Raw genomic sequence first — 15,566 nt, 5'->3', positions numbered from 1 at the left:
AATAACCTATTGTTACGAACGCAAAAATATACTTTTTATTATTTACTATAACATGAAATACTATATTTTTACCTACTAAAATATTTTTAATTAAAAACCGTTTTATCCACTAATGAAACAAGCCCTGATTTTATACCTTTTTCTTATTCCCTTTATCTCATTTTCCCAGATAAATGGAGGCTTTACGTTAGATTGGCAAAACAAAAAAGAGATGAGCTTTGGCGACTCAAAATTAAAAATACCGTACTTTTCAGGAAACGGTTTTCGGTATGATACTACTAAAAAAAGCATAATATTATTACTGAATCTGACTGAATCAGGTTACACAAACTACAATTCGATTCAAATTTCCAATATTATTTACGAGTCTGTTTCAATTACTGATCTTGGCGACCTTTCACTCGAAAATATCCCCGAAAAACCAAATGAAACCTTAAAAACGACCACTTCAAGAGACCAGAAACAGGTGTTCTTATCCTTGTCACCTATTATAAAAGAAGGAAACAGCTTCAAAAGGATACGCTCTTTTTCCTACAGCACAACCACAAATACAGCAGCAAAAAACAGCAACTCGTCTTCTTTTCAAAAAACAAATACGATCTACAATTCTGTATTATCTTCCGGGGACTGGTATCGCTTTTACATCGAAAAATCGGGCGTTTATAAAATCTCCAGATCCTTTTTACAAAGCCTGGGATTTGACCCGGGAAAAACAGACCCGAGAAGAATCAAAATCTATGGAAATGGGGGGAAAATGCTTCCTCTGGCCAACAATGTTTATTATCCGGAGGATCTGGCAGAAAATGCAATCCAGATTATCGGTGAAGCGGATGGCGTTTTCAACAACGAAGACTACATTCTTTTTTATGGTGAAGGAGTTGAAAACTGGAGCATAGAAAACCAGACCAACTTAAACCTCTATGACACCAAGTCCTACTATTACATCACCATTACTGGTGGTGACGGAAAACGAATCTCAGCGCTAAATCAACCAACAGGAAGCAGCACTTTAGAACTAAATACTTTTGACGATTACCAGTTTCATGAAATCGACAAAACAAACATCGCTCACTTAGGCCGCGAGTGGTATGGCGAATCTTTCGACATTACTCAAGAACAGGAGTTCAGCTTCAACTTTCCAAATATTGACACATCGACTCCTATTAAAATAGACGTCAAAGCGGCTTCGGCAGCATATACTCCTACTTCGTTTACCATTTCCGCCAACGGACAAAATATTGGCAATCTCAATTTTCAGCCATTAGCCCTCAATTCCGATATAAAATTTTACGCTCAGGAACTACCCGCTAATGCATCCTTTACCGGAGCCGAAAATGTAAAAATAAAACTCACCTATACGAACAATGGTGTTCCGGGATCAAAAGGATACCTTAATTTCATTAATCTAATTGCGAAAAGAAAACTCCTGGGCACCGGCAAACAATTTAAATTTCAATACGATTTAGCAGGTTCAACCCCGGGAATAGTCAATTACACTATAGGAAACGCCGCCAGTATTTCTCAAATTTGGGATATCACAGATCCAACCAATACCTTAAAAATAGAAAACTCCGGCCAAACCAACTTTAGCTTTAAAGCATCTTTAGGAGAAATCAGAAAGTATATAGCGATTGACCCCGCAGATTATTTCGCTCCTTTAAAAGAGAACCAATCTAAAATCGTCAATCAAAATTTAAAAGGAACACTTTTCAGGAATGCCCAAAACAGCTTTCAGGATGTCGACTACGTTATTATAACTCCCAAATTTCTAACTTCCCAAGCGGAAAAACTAGCCAATTTTCACCGACTGAACTCCAATTTAAATGTAAAAGTAATTACATTAGAAAATATCTATCAGGAATTCTCTTCAGGAAAACAAGATGTAGCAGCCATCCGAAATTGCATTCGATACCTTTATAATAATGCTTCATCTCCCGACAAAAAACTTAAATATGTAAACTTATTCGGAGACGCCTCATTTGACTATAAAGATCGAATTACAAACAACACCAACATTGTACCTATATATCAATCCGCAATTAGCAACTCTACAGGAGAAGCATCATTTGCATCTGATGATTTTTACGGACTAATGGATCCCAACGAAGGAGTTGTCGTTTTTCCCTTTGGAGGAATTGACATTGCAGTAGGCAGAATGTTAGTTTCAGACAACGCACAGGCTGGCGAAATGGTCAATAAAGTTTTAGAGTACCACGACCAAAAATCATTTGAAAACTGGCGCAACAACATTGTCATGATAAGCGACGACTCCGACGGGCCTTCAGATGCGAGTCTGCAATCCCGCCAAAACAGCCTTGCCGATGCAATCTCTACCCAAAAACCATTCTTTAATATCGACAAAATCCTTCTCGACTCTTACACTCAGGAAGCTTCTGCAGGAGGCGCAAGATATCCTAAAGCCAGAACCGATATGTTTAATGCTTTTGAAAAAGGCGCTTTAGTCTTCAACTATCTTGGACATGGTGGAGAAGACGGCCTCGCAGGCGAACGAATCTGGGAAAAATCAGACGGTCAAAACCTAAGCAATCAATACAAATATCCTTTATTTATTACCATAACCTGCGAGTTTTCAAGATTTGACGACCCTACAAGACCAACCGCAGGGGAATACACTTTTTGGAATCCGAAAGGTGGCGCCATTTCAATGCTAACCACCATTCGGGCCATCGGACAATACAATGCCGAAAACTTTAACGACAGTCTTAACAAAAACCTGCTTTCTTACGGATCAAGTCAATACACTACCATCGCAGAAGCACTAAGAATTTCTAAAAACGAAAACCCAAGCTCTGCCAGTAATGTTATTTTTTACATTGGGGACCCTGCTTTGATGCTGGCCATTCCAAAACCAAAAATCAATTTAACAAAAATCAATGATATTGCAATTTCTCAGGCAGTTCCCGATTTTAAATCATTATCAAAAATCAAGATCACGGGAGAAATAACCGACGAGAACAACAACCTTTTAAGCAATTACAATGGCGAATTAGCAACAGCTATTTTCGACAAATTAATCACGACCACAACCCTGAATAACGATGGATATAGCCCTGCAATGTCATTCAAAATATTAGGTGAAACCATTTTCAGAGGAAATGCATCAGTAACCAACGGTCAGTTTGAATTTAGCTTTGTCGTACCAAGAGACATTCGCGTTCCTGTTGATTACGGCCGAATTAGCTTTTACTCAAAGAAGAACCAAACACTTGAAAACCAAACAGGTTACAACACCAATATAAAAATTGGAGGAATAAATGAAAATGCTCCACAGGACAATATAAGTCCAAAAGTGAAGTTATATATGAACGATGAAACTTTTGTATCGGGAGGAATTACAAACGAATCGCCATTTTTATTAGCGTTTCTTGAAGATGAAAACGGAATCAATACAGCAAGCGGAATCGGGCATGATATTATAGCAGTGCTGGATGGCGATGTAAGCAATCCTTTTGTTCTAAATGATTATTATCAGACAAAATTAGACGATTACACCAATGGAAATTTACGCTTTCCATTGCGAAATCTAACTGCCGGAATGCATACTATAACTTTTACGGCATGGGATGTTTACAACAATCCTGTAACAAGTGAAATACAGTTTATAGTCGTTGGAGATGAATCACTAACCTTAACTCACGTTCTTAATTACCCTAACCCTTTTTCAACTTATACCCAATTTTGGTTTTCACACAACAGACCTTACGAACCTTTAGACGTTCAGGTTCAGGTAATGACCATAACAGGAAAAGTAGTTTGGACAAAAAACCAGATAGTCACCACGGAAGGCTTCTTGTCAAGAGAAATAACCTGGGATGGAAAGGATGATTTTGGTGATCGAATCGGGAAAGGCGTATACATTTACAAACTCACCGTCAAATCAAATTTGACAAATAAAAAGGCAGAAAAATACGAAAAGCTTGTCATCTTATAATAATCTATATATTTGTATCACCAACTCCATTAATTACGTAAATGAAAAAAATATCACTTTTATTAATTTGTTTTTTAATTATTCCGTACGCAAAAGCCCAAAACATTGAGCGCCCCATCACTACCGGAGTACCTTTTTTACTAGTCGCAGCAGACGCAAGAGCCGCTGGTTTAGCCGATCAGGGTGTCGCTACATCAGCCGATGCCTATTCACAACAATGGAATCCTGCAAAATATGCTTTCTCTGTAGACAAGCAAGGATTTTCTATCAGCTACACTCCTTATTTAACAGACTTAGCCAATGACATTTCATTAGGTCAGGTAACCTACTACAACAAAATCAATGAGCGAAGCGCCTTTGCGGGAAGTTTCCGTTATTTCGGCTTTGGAGATATTGAGTTAAGAACAACTGGAGACCCAAATGAAGCTGCAAGAATCGTTTCTCCGAATGAATTTGCTTTCGACGGATCTTACTCCCTGAAATTAAGTGAAAAATTCTCAATGGCAGTAGCTGCAAGATACATTCGTTCTAACCTGAAAATTGCTTCGGAAGATGTCGATGCGTCAGCCTCAGGTTCTTTTGCCGTAGACGTTGCCGGATTCTACCAATCGGAAGAAATTGCCTATTCTGATTTTAACGGAAGATGGAGAGGTGGTTTCAACCTGCAAAACCTTGGACAAAAGATAAGCTATGATAACGACGATATCAGTTCTAACTTTTTACCAGCCAATCTTAGATTAGGAGGAGGTTTCGACTTTATCTTAGACGACTACAACAAAGTAGGTCTTAGTGTAGAATTCACCAAACTTTTAGTTCCAACTCCACCGGGACCTGGAACTCCTGTAGACGCAAATGGCGATGGCGATTTTACAGATCCGGGAGATATCTCTCAGGAACAAGCTAATGCATCAAACTACAAAAACTATAAAGACATTGGCTGGGTATCCGGAATTTTTAAATCTTTTGGAGATGCACCAGGAGGTTTCAGCGAAGAACTAAAAGAAATCACTTATAGCGTAGGTGCAGAATACATGTATCAGGATGCCTTTGCAATACGTGCAGGATATTTCCACGAAAGCCCGGTAAAAGGAGCCAGACAATTCTTCTCTTTAGGAGCCGGATTCAAATATAATGTTGTAAAAGTTGACGTTTCGTATTTATTTTCAACATCAAAAGTTAAAAATCCGTTAGAAAATACACTTCGTTTTTCTTTAACCTTTAACTTTGGCGACAAATACGAAGTTTATTAAAACCAGAAAATAAAAAAATAATAACAATCCAAATTTCTATTAAGTTAGAGATTTGGATTTTTTTTCCCTTAAAAACAAATGAAAGAAATAAGCATTACATCATCCTTTAACATTTACAATAACCTTGAAGAGCTTCCCATCGACATTCAGGACTTAATGCGTCAGGCAATCGAAGTTCGTAAAAATGCCTACGCGCCTTATTCACAATTTCGGGTTGGAGCCGCTTTACTTTTAGACAATGGAAAAATAGTGATCGGATCTAATCAGGAAAACGCAGCCTATCCTTCAGGATTATGCGCAGAGCGTGTTGCCATTTATCATGCCGGGAGTGTATATCCGGAAGCAAAAATTCTAAAAATAGCCATTACAGCTGCTTCAGACACCAACCAGACAACGGCACCCATTCCGCCATGTGGTTCTTGCCGACAATCTATTGCAGAATACGAGATCAAACAGGATACCCCTATCGAAATCTATTTTATGGGTGAAATTGGCGAAGTTTACAAATCGGCATCCCTAAAAAATTTACTCCCTTTTATGTTTGATAAAAAGTTCTTGTAAAAAAAAGCCAAAAAGTAGCCTTTAAATTTTACTTCTTAATAGGAATGTCTTATTTTTGCATCCCGACCTTTCGGGCGCAAATTTGTGGGAGGAAACTATTTTGCGTTATAGGCAACAATTGATAACACAAACAAACTTTAGCAAAAGAAAGAATTCAGATGAAAGAAGTTACAAAAGAAGTATATTTAAAGTGGTACGAAGACATGCTACTTTGGAGAAAGTTTGAAGACAAACTTGCAGCATTATACATTCAACAAAAAGTTAGAGGTTTTTTACACCTATATAATGGTCAGGAAGCTGTATTAGCGGGTGCATTGCACGCTATGGACCTGACTAAAGACAAAATGATTACTGCTTACAGAAACCACGTTCAACCAATTGGTATGGGAGTTGATCCCAGAAACGTAATGGCAGAGCTTTTAGGAAAAGCAACAGGAACTTCCAAAGGTATGGGAGGTTCTATGCACATTTTCTCTAAAGAACACCGTTTTTATGGAGGTCACGGAATTGTTGGTGGACAAATTCCTGTTGGAGCCGGTTTAGCTTTTGCAGATAAATATTTCAACACAGGCGGAGTTACTATGACTTACTTTGGTGATGGTGCTGCGAGACAAGGTTCCTTACACGAAGCTTTCAACATGGCGATGTTATGGAAATTACCTGTTGTATTTATCGTTGAAAACAACGGTTATGCTATGGGAACTTCTGTTGAAAGAACTGCAAACCACACCGACATCTGGAAACTTGGTTTAGGCTACGAAATGCCTTGCGGACCTGTTGACGGAATGAACCCGGTAAAAGTTGCAGAAGCAATGACAGAAGCTATTGACAGAGCACGTCGTGGCGACGGACCAACTTTCCTTGAAATGAAAACGTACCGCTACAGAGGACACTCAATGTCTGATGCACAATTGTACCGTTCTAAAGAAGAAGTAGAAGAATACAAAAAAATTGACCCTATTACTCAGGTTTTAGATGTAATTATGGATCAAAAATATGCTACGGAAGAAGAAATTGAAGTAATCGACCAAAGAGTAAAAGATTTAGTAGAAGAATGTGTGAAATTTGCTGAAGAATCTCCATATCCTGAATTACAACAATTGTATGATGTAGTATACGCACAAGAAGACTATCCATTTACACCTCATAAACTATAAATCAATGGCAACAATTATTACAATGCCTCGTTTGAGCGATACTATGACGGAAGGAACGGTAGCGACTTGGCTTAAAAAAGTAGGCGATAAAATTAGCGAAGGAGATATCTTAGCTGAAATTGAAACAGACAAAGCAACAATGGAATTTGAGTCTTTCAACGAAGGAACTCTTTTACATATCGGAATACCAGCGGGAGAAACTGCTCCTGTTGACTCTTTATTAGCCATCATTGGTAACGAAGGAGAAGACATCTCTGCTCTTTTAGCCGGTGGTGCTGCCCCTGCTACAGAAGCTCCAAAAGCGGAAGCTGCCCCTGCTGCAGAAACAAAAACAGAAACTGCTGCTCCTGCAAAAGCTGCAACTGAATTACCAAAAGGTGTTGTAGTGGTTACCATGCCACGTTTGAGCGACACCATGACCGAAGGAACTGTAGCTTCCTGGTTGAAAAAAGTAGGTGATACTATTGCTGAAGGAGACATCTTAGCCGAAATTGAAACAGACAAAGCGACTATGGAGTTTGAGTCTTTCAATGCCGGAACCTTATTACACATTGGAATTCAGGAAGGAAATACAGCTCCTGTTGACAGCTTATTAGCTATCATCGGACCTGCCGGAACTGATGTTTCGGGAATTTCTGCAAACTATACTGCCGGAGGTGCTTCAAGCACTCCTGCAACTGAAGAAGTAAAAGCTGCTCCTGCTGCTGAAAAAGCAACAGAAACTGTAGCCGAAACTTCAAACGGAGGAAGAATCTTAGCTTCACCATTAGCAAAGAAAATCGCTTCTGACAAAGGAATCCAATTGACTCAGGTTAAGGGTTCAGGAGAAAACGGACGTATTGTAAAAAGCGATATCGAAAACTTTACTCCAGCTGCTGCTCAGGCACCTGCTGCAACTGCAACAGCTGCTGCTAAACCGCAAGAAGCTGCTCCTGCTGCTGCACCAAAAGTATTTGTTCCTGCCGGAGAAGTTTTCACCGAAGAGATCAAAAACTCTCAAATGCGTAAAATTATCGCAAAACGTTTGGCAGAATCTTTATTTACAGCTCCTCACTACAACTTAGTGATCGAAGTAAGCATGGACGAAGCTATGGGCGCGAGAGCAACAATCAATACCGTTCCGGACACAAAGGTATCTTTTAACGATATGGTAATCAAAGCTTGTGCATTAGCCTTGAAAAAACATCCAAAAATCAACTCTCAGTGGAAAGAAGATGCCATCATCATCAACCACCACGTAAACATTGGTGTTGCTGTAGCTGTTGAAGACGGGTTAGTAGTTCCAGTATTGAAATTTACAGACGCCATGAGCTTATCTCAAATTGGCGCTTCAGTAAGAGATCTTGCCGGAAGAGCTAAAAACAAAAAACTAGGACCACAGGAAATGGAAGGAAGCACTTTTACAGTTTCTAACCTTGGAATGTTTGGCATCACTGAATTCAATTCGATCATCAACCAGCCAAACTCTGCTATCCTTTCTGTAGGTGCAATTGTTGAGAAACCGGTAGTGAAAAACGGTCAAATCGTAGTTGGAAACACCATGATGTTATCATTGGCTTGTGACCACAGAACGATTGACGGTGCAACCGGAGCTCAGTTTTTACAAACACTAAAACAATACATCGAAAGCCCGGTGACCATGTTAGCATAATTTTTATGCCATGTCCGTCTGAGCGAAGTCGAAGACCCCATAATAAAATCCCGTTTTGTTCATTCAAAACGGGATTTTTTGTTTAATTTTCATCCGCAAATCCAAAACATATAAAAATGAAGAAAATAATCCTTGTAGCTTTATTCTTAACGGCTCTTGCCTGCCAGAAAAAAGAACAAACCGAAAAAAACACAGCCGTCATTGACGAACACAGCTATTCTAAACCGGAATTAGCTGTTGTTAAACACCTCGATCTTGACATTAAAGTCGATTTCAATACCGAAACCATCTCAGGAAAAGCTTCCTGGCAAATTGACAACATCAGTAAAGGAAATGAAATTATCTTCGACGAAAACACCCTTAACATTACCAAAGTAACCTTAGGAGACGAAGAAAAAGAAACCAAATTCGAGCTTGGTACGGACACCGAATTTCACGGAAAACCGCTTCGCATTACTATTGAACCAAACACAACCAAAGTAAACATCTACTACAACACCACCAAAGATGCTGTAGCATTACAATGGCTGAAACCAGAACAAACTGCAGACAAAAAGAAACCATTCTTATTCTCTCAGGGCGAAAGCGTTTGGTCAAGAACCTGGATTCCGTGTCAGGATTCACCGGGAATTCGTTTTACTTACAATGCAAAAGTTACGGTTCCTAAAGATTTATTAGCCGTTATGAGCGCTGTGAATCCACAAAAGAAAAACGATACCGGAGTTTATACTTTTAAGCAGGATAAAGCAATTCCGTCCTACTTAATGGCAATTGCGGTTGGAGATATTGAATTCCAGGCAATCGATAACAGAACCGGAGTTTACGCAGAACCTTCCATGCTGAAAAAATCGGCTTGGGAATTTGCTGAACTTGGAAAAATGGTCGTTGCTGCCGAAAAACTATACGGCCCATACCGTTGGGGACGTTATGATGTATTGGTTTTACCCCCAAGCTTTCCTTATGGCGGAATGGAAAACCCTAACCTAACTTTCTTAACTCCGGGCGTAATTGCAGGAGATCGTTCTCTAACAAGTCTTTTAGCACATGAATTAGGACACAGCTGGAGCGGAAACTTAGTAACCAATGCAACTTGGGATGACATCTGGTTAAACGAAGGATTCACCACTTATGTAGAGCACAGAATTGGAGAAGCTATCTTCGGAAAGAAAGAATTTGAAATGCAAAACGTTATCACCAACAAAGAATTAGTGGATAATGTAGCAGAATATGGAGCAGACAGTCCGGATACCCGATTAAAAGTAAGCCTTACAGGAAGAAATCCTGACGATGGTATCAGCATGATTCCTTACGTAAAAGGCTATGCCTTTTTAAGAGTTATTGAAAATGCGGTTGGCCGTGAGAAATTTGATCCGTTTATTAAGAACTATTTCGATTCGCATGCGTTCCAATCAATCACAACAGAAGATTTTGTAAAATACATTAACGAAAACCTGATTAAAGACGACAAAGCTTTAGCTGACAAAATCAAATTGGAAGACTGGATTTACAAACCGGGAATCCCGTCAAACATCCTTCCCGTTAGTTCTCCTGATTTTGATGCTATTGATAAAATCCAAAAAAACTGGAGAGAGACAGGCGTAGCAGGTCTAAGCAAAAAAATCACCACAACTGCCGAAAAACAGCATTTTATAGATCATCTACCGGCTGACATTACAGCAAAAGAAATGGAAGCGATTGACAAAGAGTTCAACTTTACAAAAGGCGGCAATTTCATCATCAAACGTCAATGGTTTGTTCAGGCAATTGAACACCAATACAAAGCAGCCAATCCTGCAATTGAGCAATTCCTAATCGGAATAAGCCGAACAGGATCGGTAATGATGCTTTACAAAGAAATGGTTAAAACTCCGGAAGGAAAAGTTTGGGCAAAACAGATTTTCGAAAAAGCAAAATCAGGTTATCATGCTACTACTATTCAAGCTGTTGAAGGGATTTTGAAATAGACTTTTTTTAGTCGCAGTTTTCAGTCGCAGTAGGCAGTCGCAGTAGGCAGTTGCAGTGAACAGTCTCAGTTTTCAGTCACAGTACACGGTGCTGCTTGAAAACTGAGACTGAGACCGAAAACTGAGACTGAGACTGAGACTGAAAACCGCGACTGAAAACTAAAAAAAACCAGATTACATTTCGTGTAATCTGGTTTTTTTTAGTTCTTATTCTTCGCTTCGATCCATTTTGACATGTACATCGTGCTTCTATACGCGTGATGCTGCAATAAATTACCCATAAAATTATGCAGACGATGGCTTTTAGAATCCATCAGCAATGAGTTGACTACAGCTACTAATCCAGCTGAAAATTTATCCTTCAAATAACATTCGTTAATAATAGCGACACCTTTTTTCTGAGCTTCTTTCCAAAGACTTTCATCCTGATAAAGTGCAATTGCATTTTTAACAAACTCAGATACATCATCGGCTATAAATCCATTCCATGGTAAGTTGCCATGCATAGCTTCAGCACCAATTGTTGTAGTTACACTAGGCGTTCCGCATTGCATTGCCTCAAGCAATTTACCTTTTAAACCGGCTCCAAACCGAATAGGCGCCAGAACAACCCTCGCATTTTTCACAACTTCATTAGCATCTTCTGCCCTACCCATTATATAAAACCCATTTTTGGGCTGATCCAGCTGTACTACTTTTTGCGACGGATAGGCACCATAAACCTCTAAAACAGCTGCCGGAAAATCCTTTTTTATCAAAGGCCAGATGGTTTCTTTTAAATACTGAACCGTATTCCAATTGGGCTCATGAAAGAAATTCCCAATAAAAACAAACTTTTCCCTTTCTTCAAAGGAAGGCAATCTCAAAAGAGCATCATCCGACATTCCCTCCACTAAAAAAGGGAGATACAAAAGCAGATCTTCATTGATCCTGAACATCTCTTTTAAAATACTCATCTCAAATTCTGAAATAATCAAAGACAAATCACACCTTAAAATACTGGCAATTTCTCGTTTTGTGACTTCTTCTGAAAACAAATCTGTCAATTCAAATTTTCGGCCTTTCTTAAAAGCGTTTTGTCTTGCTGCGCGCAAACAATGTAAATCTTCTGTATCAAGAATCCGAATTGCTTCCGGACAATTTTCGGTCACACGCCATCCAAATTGTTCCTCCATCATAAAACGATCAAACAACACAACATTTGGATTTAATTCCATCACAAAGGCATCGAAACTGGCAGAATTGAGTTCGATACTTTTTTTATCAACTCCAAGCGCAGACAAGTCCACCATAAAATCGCTGTCCAGGGCCGCACTGACGAATGTAATCTCAAATCCATTATCCTTAAAAATGGAAATTAACTGCATCATTCTACCTCCGGCAGCAGACGAATTTGGCTCGGGCCAGACAGAACCGATAATTAAAAGTTTACGCACTGGATTCATTTATATTCATTTCAACCTGCAAAATAATGCTTTTTCGAGCGTATTCGCACGATATTTCCTGTTTTTGGTCGAAAAAAGACTAATTTTGCCAAATACAAATTTCGGAAGCAATTATGTTAGGATTAAAATTAGCCACGGACCCCCGCTGGGTCAATATCGTAGAATCAAATATCGAAGAAATTTTGACGGATCATGCCTGGTGCGAACAAAAAGCCGCTTCAAATGCCATCAGCTTAGTTACTTATAATTCTGAATTGGAAGAATTGGTAACTGAAATGCTTGTGATCGCAAGAGAAGAGCTGGAGCATTTGCAAATGGTGCACGATATCATCAAAAAAAGAGGTTTGACTTTGGGGCGTGAAAGAAAAGATCATTATGTAAATGAACTTTTTAAATTCATGAAAAAAGACGGCAGCCGCAGAGATGCTCTTTGCGATCGTCTGTTGTTTTCGGCTATGATTGAAGCCAGAAGCTGCGAGCGTTTTAAAGTACTTTCAGAAAACATAAAAGACGAAGAACTGGCTAAATTCTACCGTGATTTAATGATTTCTGAAGCCGGACATTACACTACATTTTTAGGTTTTGCAAGAAAATATACCGACAATATAGATATCGATAAACGCTGGAAAGAATGGATTGAATACGAAGGTTCAATTATTACCAACTACGGAAAAAGTGAGACCGTACACGGATAATAATTCTTAAAATTCGATTTTCATTTTTACCTATAAATACCACAATTTGTTATGTCTGCAAATAAAATAAAGACCATTTTACTAAAAACGGCCAAATACCTTGGGATTACTTTTGTTGTCATTATAGGATTACTGTTCCTTACGCCCATTATTTTTGAAGATACCATCAAGGAACAGATTAAAAAAACCGCCAACGAAAAACTAAGCGCAGAACTCAACTATTCTGATGTTTCGGTTTCGTTTTTTCAGCATTTCCCTTCTCTGACACTAACCTTAAGCGACTTACATCTTAACGGCTCAGCTCCTTATAAGAGCGAAAAATTCATTACCGCAAAGGAAGTTTCATTTGGTATCAATGTAGCCAGTCTGGTTTTTAGCAAAGAGGTAAAAATCGATCAGATTTATTTGTCTGATTCTTTTATCAATGTAAAAGTAAACGAAGAAGGAGAAGCCAATTACAACATTTACAAAGGATCTTCAAAGGATTCAAATCCTAAAGACAGCACCGAAACTGCCTTAAAACTGGAACGAATTGAGATTTTAAACAGTAAGATCGTTTACGATGACAAATCGACGAAAATACATTTTGATGCTTTCGGATTTGACTATTTAGGAAAAGGAGACTTAAACAAAGCCGTTTTCGATTTGTATTCGAAAGCAAAAATTGAAAAGTTAAATATCGTTTATGAAAATGAACCTTATTTGATGAACAAAAAGGTAAATGCTGATCTGATCACAAAAGTCAACGTCAACTCCCTGTCTTTTTATTTTCAACAAAATAACCTTAAAATAAATGACCTTATTGTTGACTTTATTGGAAAATTCAACTTCCTGAAAGACGGATACAATATGGATTTTGTGATAAAATCAGACAACAGTGATTTACACGATGTTTTTACCGCCTTCCCTCCAAAATACATTACCTGGCTGTCGAAAACAGAATTAAAAGGAAACACCAACCTGCTTTTAACTTTAAAAGGAGACTATATTGCCGCACAAAATATTGCACCGGATCTTAATATGGATGTGAAAATAGACAGCGGATTTGTTAATTACAACAAAAGTGCTTTCCCAGTTTCGAATCTGAATTTAGAAATCAAAACAAAAGTTCCGTCTTTAAATCCGGACCTGCTTATGGTTGATGCCAAAAACCTGTCTTTAAACATCAAACAGGATTATTTAAAAACGAAATTCAACGTCAAAGGTGTAAAAACACCGAATATCAACGCCGATTTTAAAGCTAAAATTGATCTTGGGAAATTAATGCAGGCACTTGGAATCCCAACCATCGTACTAAAAGGAAACCTGGCAGGAGATGTAAAAGCAAATGGTAAATTTGATTTAAAAAACAAACTTCTTCCGGTTACCAATGGTGTCATTGATTTGGAAAACGGTTATTTAAAAACACCTTACTATCCAAATCCTATAACAGACATCACCATCAAATCTAAGGTTGAGAATCAAAAAGGGACTTTTAGTGACTTAAAAATAAACCTAAAACCTGCTCAGTTTACCTTTGAAGGAAAACCCGTTTTTGTAGAAGCCGATTTGAGTAATTTTAATGATTTAGCTTACGACATCAAGGCTAAAGGAGAACTGGACGTAAACAAAATCTATAAAGTTTTCTCTCAAAAAGGACTAGATTTAGACGGTTTCGTAAAAGCTGATTTGGTTTTAAAAGGCAAACAAAGCGATGCCGAAAAAGGAAATTACCGCAAGCTGTACAACAAAGGAACCCTTGAACTTAGAAATATCGGAATTGCTTCTGAATATCTTCCGAAGAAATTCATCATCAAAGAAGGTATTTTTAAAATCAATCAGGACAAGATGTCCTTCAACAACTTTTTGGCAGCTTACGGCCAATCTGACTTTAGGTTAAATGGTTATTTACAGAACGTTTTTAATTATGCAACTACCAATACCGGTGTCCTAAAAGGTTCTTTCAAATCGACATCACGTTATATTAATGTGGATGAATTTATGTCGGCTACTCCGACAACTACTTCGACTACCGAAGCCAAAACGGAAACTCAGCCTCAAAAGCAAACGACACAAACAGGAGTTATTATTATTCCTTCCAATTTAAATCTGCAATTTACAGCGAATGCCCAAAAAGTAAATTTCGACAAATTGAATCTTTTAAATGCAGTTGGAAATTTAAGCATGAACAAAGGCAAACTGAACATGCAGAATACCGGTTTTAATTTAATTGGATGCGATGTAAGCATGAATGCCAATTATCAGGCGGTAACACCTAAAAAAGCCAATTTTGATTACGCGATTAAAGCCACTGATTTTGACATCAAAAAAGCCTACAACGAAATCGAAGTTTTTAGAAAAATGGCAAGTGCAGCTGAAAAAGCACAAGGAATTGTTTCTCTAGACTATCAATTAAAGGGCCGTTTAAACAATAAAATGGAACCGGTTTATCCGTCGCTTGTTGGCGGAGGAACACTTTCGATAAAAGAGGTAAAAGTTAGAGGATTGAAAATGTTTAGTGCGGTAAGCAAACAAACCAATACGGAATCAATAAAAAATCCGGATCTTTCAAAAGTAGACATTAAAACTACGATCAAAAACAATATCATGACCGTAGAACGCTTTAAGTTTAAGTTTGCAGGCTTCCGACCAAGAATCGAAGGCACAACAAGTCTGGACGGAAAACTGAACTTAAAAATGCGTTTAGGCCTTCCTCCTTTAGGAATCTTTGGAATTCCGCTGACCATTACCGGAACTCAAGACAATCCAAAAATAAAAGTGGGAAGAAAATCTCAAAATTTAGAAGAAACAAAAGATACTGAAGAATAAAATCAGAAAACCTGTTCATTATGAGCAGGTTTTTTTATTTAAATCAAATTATATTTATAGTTTTGAATAGCAATGCAACGCAC

Annotated in this window: 9 protein-coding genes; 8 read left to right on the top strand and 1 reads right to left on the bottom strand. The window is 38.2% G+C overall.

Going from position 1 to position 15,566, the window contains the following annotated elements:
• Positions 1-112 precede the first annotated feature (112 nt).
• The 6 genes from porU to OGZ34_RS07490 all read left to right on the top strand — a co-directional run bounded on the left by porU (position 113) and on the right by OGZ34_RS07490 (position 10,535).
• Entirely contained in the window at positions 113-3,952 is a 3,840-nt protein-coding gene (gene porU, locus OGZ34_RS07515) for a type IX secretion system sortase PorU (protein ID WP_263362636.1), read from the top strand.
• 41 nt (positions 3,953-3,993) lie between these two features.
• On the top strand, positions 3,994-5,202 hold the full coding sequence (porV, locus tag OGZ34_RS07510; RefSeq protein ID WP_263362635.1) for a type IX secretion system outer membrane channel protein PorV: 1,209 nt from the start codon (positions 3,994-3,996) through the stop codon (positions 5,200-5,202).
• Positions 5,203-5,280: 78 nt separating this feature from the next.
• On the top strand, positions 5,281-5,763 hold the full coding sequence (cdd, locus tag OGZ34_RS07505) for a cytidine deaminase (RefSeq protein WP_173964332.1): 483 nt from the start codon (positions 5,281-5,283) through the stop codon (positions 5,761-5,763).
• Positions 5,764-5,921: 158 nt separating this feature from the next.
• On the top strand, positions 5,922-6,920 hold the full coding sequence (gene pdhA, locus OGZ34_RS07500) for a pyruvate dehydrogenase (acetyl-transferring) E1 component subunit alpha (protein ID WP_017497233.1): 999 nt from the start codon (positions 5,922-5,924) through the stop codon (positions 6,918-6,920).
• Positions 6,921-6,924: 4 nt separating this feature from the next.
• Positions 6,925-8,571, top strand: a complete 1,647-nt coding sequence (locus OGZ34_RS07495; RefSeq protein ID WP_263362634.1) for a pyruvate dehydrogenase complex dihydrolipoamide acetyltransferase — start codon at positions 6,925-6,927, stop codon at positions 8,569-8,571.
• 116 nt (positions 8,572-8,687) lie between these two features.
• Positions 8,688-10,535: a hydrolase/aminopeptidase gene (locus OGZ34_RS07490; RefSeq protein ID WP_263362633.1), complete on the top strand. Its 1,848-nt coding sequence runs from the start codon at positions 8,688-8,690 to the stop codon at positions 10,533-10,535.
• 200 nt (positions 10,536-10,735) lie between these two features.
• Here OGZ34_RS07490 and OGZ34_RS07485 read toward each other — a convergent pair whose 3' ends face one another.
• Complete coding sequence (locus OGZ34_RS07485) at positions 10,736-11,980, bottom strand: glycosyltransferase (RefSeq protein ID WP_263362632.1); 1,245 nt, start codon at positions 11,978-11,980, stop codon at positions 10,736-10,738.
• A 113-nt stretch (positions 11,981-12,093) separates the two neighbouring features.
• On the opposite strand from OGZ34_RS07485, the gene miaE reads away from it, so the two are divergent.
• Together miaE and OGZ34_RS07475 are read left to right on the top strand one after the other, a co-directional pair.
• Entirely contained in the window at positions 12,094-12,675 is a 582-nt protein-coding gene (gene miaE / locus OGZ34_RS07480) for a tRNA-(ms[2]io[6]A)-hydroxylase (protein ID WP_173964336.1), read from the top strand.
• 51 nt (positions 12,676-12,726) lie between these two features.
• Positions 12,727-15,483 (top strand): AsmA-like C-terminal region-containing protein, encoded by a 2,757-nt coding sequence (locus OGZ34_RS07475; RefSeq protein WP_263362631.1) that lies wholly within the window; start codon positions 12,727-12,729, stop codon positions 15,481-15,483.
• Positions 15,484-15,566: the final 83 nt, after the last annotated feature.

The sequence above is a fragment of the Flavobacterium collinsii genome, from assembly GCF_946903285.1.
Classification (GTDB): domain Bacteria; phylum Bacteroidota; class Bacteroidia; order Flavobacteriales; family Flavobacteriaceae; genus Flavobacterium; species Flavobacterium collinsii.
Note: the sequence above shows the minus strand (reverse complement) of the source record. Positions and strands in the feature narration are given on the sequence as shown.

Excerpts from the sequence above, each read along its gene's own strand:
- OGZ34_RS07485 (WP_263362632.1), bottom strand. The coding sequence starts at position 11,980 with ATGAATCCAGTGCGTAAACTTTTAATTATCGGTTCTGTCTGGCCCGAG.
- OGZ34_RS07475 (WP_263362631.1), top strand. The coding sequence starts at position 12,727 with ATGTCTGCAAATAAAATAAAGACCATTTTACTAAAAACGGCCAAATAC.
- OGZ34_RS07495 (WP_263362634.1), top strand. The coding sequence starts at position 6,925 with ATGGCAACAATTATTACAATGCCTCGTTTGAGCGATACTATGACGGAA.
- porV (WP_263362635.1), top strand. The coding sequence starts at position 3,994 with ATGAAAAAAATATCACTTTTATTAATTTGTTTTTTAATTATTCCGTAC.
- miaE (WP_173964336.1), top strand. The coding sequence starts at position 12,094 with ATGTTAGGATTAAAATTAGCCACGGACCCCCGCTGGGTCAATATCGTA.
- OGZ34_RS07490 (WP_263362633.1), top strand. The coding sequence starts at position 8,688 with ATGAAGAAAATAATCCTTGTAGCTTTATTCTTAACGGCTCTTGCCTGC.
- cdd (WP_173964332.1), top strand. The coding sequence starts at position 5,281 with ATGAAAGAAATAAGCATTACATCATCCTTTAACATTTACAATAACCTT.
- porU (WP_263362636.1), top strand. The coding sequence starts at position 113 with ATGAAACAAGCCCTGATTTTATACCTTTTTCTTATTCCCTTTATCTCA.
- pdhA (WP_017497233.1), top strand. The coding sequence starts at position 5,922 with ATGAAAGAAGTTACAAAAGAAGTATATTTAAAGTGGTACGAAGACATG.